The 3,944-nt window shown below is 64.0% G+C and carries 3 protein-coding genes; 2 read left to right on the forward strand and 1 reads right to left on the reverse strand.

Annotated features, from left to right (window positions below; translation table 11 throughout):
* The coding region (locus KBA32_RS16595; RefSeq protein WP_294361352.1) for an acetyl/propionyl/methylcrotonyl-CoA carboxylase subunit alpha at positions 1 to 1,962 on the forward strand (1,962 nt) is incomplete at its 5' end.
* Between the two features lie 346 nt (positions 1,963 to 2,308).
* Entirely contained in the window at positions 2,309 to 3,490 is a 1,182-nt protein-coding gene (locus tag KBA32_RS16600) for an MFS transporter (RefSeq protein WP_294361354.1), read from the forward strand.
* Positions 3,491 to 3,524: 34 nt separating this feature from the next.
* Here KBA32_RS16600 and KBA32_RS16605 read toward each other — a convergent pair.
* On the reverse strand, positions 3,525 to 3,944 hold a 420-nt coding region (locus KBA32_RS16605), incomplete at its 5' end, for a hypothetical protein (RefSeq protein ID WP_294361356.1).

The following is a 3,944-nucleotide window of genomic DNA, read 5'->3' on the forward strand; positions in this document are numbered from 1 at the left end:
CGCGGCGAGATCGCTTGCCGCGTCATCAAGACGGCGAAGCGCATGGGCATCGCCACCGTCGCGGTCTATTCGGAGGCCGACCGCGACGCGCTGCACGTGCTCTCGGCCGACGAGGCGGTGTGCATCGGCCCGCCGCCGTCGAAGGACTCCTATCTCGCCATCGACAAGATCATCGATGCGTGCAAGCAGACCGGTGCGGAAGCAGTCCATCCGGGCTACGGTTTCCTTTCCGAGAACCAGGAGTTCTCGCGTCGGCTGGAAGAGAACGGCATCGTCTTCATCGGCCCCAAGCACTACTCGGTCGCCGCGATGGGCGACAAGATCGAATCGAAGAAGCTGGCGATTGCCGCGGGCGTCAACACGATTCCCGGCTACAACGACGCGATCGCCGATTCGGCGCAGGCCGTTGAAATTGCCAAGGGCATCGGTTACCCCGTGATGATCAAGGCCTCGGCTGGCGGTGGCGGCAAGGGGCTGCGCGTGGCGCGCAACGACGCCGAGGCGGCGGAGGGCTTTGACTCCTGCCGCAATGAAGCGCGCGCCAGCTTTGGCGACGATCGTGTGTTCATCGAGAAATTCGTCGAAGGCCCGCATCACATCGAGATTCAGGTCCTCGGTGACGCGCACGGCAATACCGTCTACCTGCTTGAGCGCGAGTGCTCGATCCAGCGCCGTCACCAGAAGGTCGTCGAGGAAGCGCCGTCGCCGTTCATCGACGCGACGATCCGCAAGGCGATGGGCGAGCAGGCCGTGGCGCTGGCCAAGGCCGTGAAGTACCAGAGCGCCGGCACCGTCGAGTTCGTCGTCGGTTCGGACAAGTCGTTCTACTTCCTCGAAATGAACACGCGCCTGCAGGTCGAGCACCCGGTCACCGAGATGATCACCGGGCTCGACCTCGTCGAGCAGATGATCCGCGTCGCCGCCGGTGAGCCGCTCTCGCTCAAACAGGACGACATCCAGCCGCAGGGCTGGGCGATCGAGTGTCGGATCAACGCCGAAGACCCGTTCCGCGGCTTCCTGCCGTCGACCGGTCGCATCACGCGCTTCCAGCCGCCGCCGACCGAGAGCGGCGAGGTGCGCGTCGATACCGGCGTCTACGAAGGCGGCGAAATCTCGATGCACTACGACTCGATGATCGCCAAGCTGATCTGCCACGGCGACACGCGGCAGCAGGCGCTAGAGCGCATGCGCGACGCGCTCAACGCCTTCCTGATCCGCGGCGTCAGCGCGAACATCCCGTTCCAGGCGGCGCTGATGCAGCATCCGCGCTTCGTCTCCGGCATCTTTACGACGGCCTTCATTGCCGAGGAGTACCCGAACGGCTTCGTCGCCGCCGACGTGCCGCACGACGATCCGGCGCTGCTCGCCGCCGTCGCCGCCTTCGCGCGCCGCCGCTACATCGACCGCGCCGTGCAGATCGGCGGCCAGATGGGCGGGCACCCGCGCAAGGTCGGGCAGAACTGGGTCGTCTTCATCGGTGAGACGCATTACCCGATGACGCTCGGCGAGATCGAAGGTGGCTATTCGATCGTCTGCGAAGGCAAGCGCTACGACATCGTCTCCGACTGGCAATTCCGCGACCTCGTCTTCAACGGTACCTGCAACGGCCAGGCGATCTGCCTGCAGATCGAGCGTTCCGGGCTGGACTACCGCATCAGCCACTTCGGCAAGCAGGTCAAGGCGATCGTGATGACCGCCAAGGCCGACCGCTTGCTCGCGCTGATGCCGCTCAAGGCGGCGCCGGACATGTCGAAGTTCCTGCTCTCGCCGATGCCCGGCCTGCTGCGCGAGGTTGCGGTGCACGAAGGGCAAAAGGTGCGCGCCGGCGAGCGTCTCGGCATCATCGAGGCGATGAAGATGGAAAATATCCTGAAGGCCGAGAAGGACGCCGTGGTCAAGCGCGTCGTTGCGCAACCGGGCGAGAGTCTGGCCGTTGACCAGGTGATCATAGAGTTCGCCTGAGTCGGGCGTTGTCGTTCCGGCGCACGCCAGCGCCGGGGCGCGGCCCGGTGAGTCCGGGAGTCGCCGTCATGCCGGCGAAAGCCGGCATCCAGTAGCGGAGCACTGTCGCCAAGGGCCGTGGGGCTGTGCATGCACTCTGGTTGCTCGTGGGTTTCATCAATCGCGTTTGCCCCCGATCCAAGCTTTTTGCAGTTGATTGAAGATTATTGACAGCACCTGGACTGGCGTCTGGGGCGGCAAGCGCTTAACCTAGCGTCGTCGGCGCCTGTTTCATCCGTACCGGGTCAGCCAAGCTTTGTTTCATTTCGTCTCCGTGACCTGTCTTTGAAGAACCCCTGATTCAGCCATGAACAACACCGCCGATCTCGCCCTGTCCGTCAACGCCCCGACCGGATCGCTCGTCCGCGCGCGCTGGTCCACTCGCGTGCAGTTTGCCGCGCTCGGCATCCTGTCCGGTGCCTGGGGCGCGCACGTCCCGTCGATCAAGCAGCATTTCGACCTGACCGAAGCCAGCCTGTCAATGATCTTGCTCGCCGTGGCGTTCGGCGTGCTCTTCTCTCTGATGTTTGTCGGGCGCGTCGTCGAAAAGCTGACTGCGCGGGGTGGGGCGCTCGCCGGTGGCTTGTTGATTGCTTCCGCGCTGGCCGCCATCCTGCACGCGCCGGGTTTTGCCTTCGCCTTTCCCATCGCCTTCCTGCTCGGTGCGTCGATGAGCCTGTTCGACGTCTCGATCAACGCTGAAGGCACCGAACTCGAACACGTTGGCGGCAAGCCGATCATGGGTAACCTGCATGGTATGTTCAGCGCCGGCGGCATGGCCGGCGCTGCGCTCGTCGCCTTCCTGCTGCACCTGGGAATGCCGCCGGCGCAACAACTCGCGCTGATCAGCGGCGTGCTCGCCGTCGTCGTCGCCGTTGCCTCGCGCGGCATGCTCATCACGCATTCGACGAGCGACGAACCGCAGGAGCACTTTGCCTGGCCGCGCGGCTTGCTGCTGGTGATTGGCCTGCTCATCCTCTCCGGCATGGTTGCCGAGGGCGTGATGTACGACTGGGGCGTGCTCTATCTCAAGCAGGAAGTCGGTATGCCGCTCGATCAGGCGGCGCTCGGCTACGCAGCGTTCTCGGCCGCGATGGCGCTCTCGCGCTTCTCTGGCGACTATCTGCGCACGCGTTTCTCCGAAGAGAAGTTGCTTCTGGTCGGTGGTATGACGGCTGCCGTTGCCATGACCGTTGTGCTGCTCAGTGGCAACGCCTGGATCGCCTTGAGCGGCTTTGTTCTCGTCGGCGCCGGTTTGGCGCCGGTCGCGCCCGTCCTGCTCAGCGCCGCGACGCGCGTCCCCGGCGTCAGCCGCGCCGCCGCGATCGCCTCAGTCACCTCGATCGGCTACGCCGGCTTCATGATCGGCCCGCCGCTGATTGGCGGTCTGGCCCACGCCACCTCGCTGACCGTCGCGCTCTCGGTCATCGTCGTCAGCGCGTCGCTGCTGGCGTTCGGGTCGCGGTTTGTGCCGACGAAACGGGGATGAAGGACAGAGTGCTGTGCGTTGAGTTAGCCGAAACTCAGCGAACCTTGAATGTGAAATGGCTCGGCTTGTCAGCGCGGCACACATGACTTGTCACGACAAGGCGACCGCAATATGTGAAGTCGGTGTGATGCCGCTCGCGATGAAATAGGTGCATTTCGTCACCGGTCGAGGCGGCATTGAGCATTCGATCTTCTGCAAAATGGTCGGTCGGTCCCTCCCATTCGAGTTTTTTGCCAGACAGACGGTCAGCGTATTGCTCGGCGGACGATTGCTTTTCTTCTGTGACGAAGAGGACGATCTTGTTGTCGTCTCGTGGGGTTACCACCCCACGAGCGATGGCATGAAAGCTGGCGTAACCCCATAGCTCGGCAAGTTCTTGGCGCGAGTAGGTGGCACCTTTATTGATCCGGCACGAAGAAGTCTCAACTCCCGTTCGGGCTGAGCCTGTCGAAGC

It is taken from the genome of Propionivibrio sp. (genome assembly GCF_017995515.1).
Classification (GTDB): Bacteria; Pseudomonadota; Gammaproteobacteria; order Burkholderiales; family Rhodocyclaceae; genus Propionivibrio.

Coding starts and splice junctions, on each gene's coding strand:
- KBA32_RS16600 (WP_294361354.1), top strand. CDS start 2,309: ATGAACAACACCGCCGATCTCGCCCTGTCCGTCAACGCCCCGACCGGA.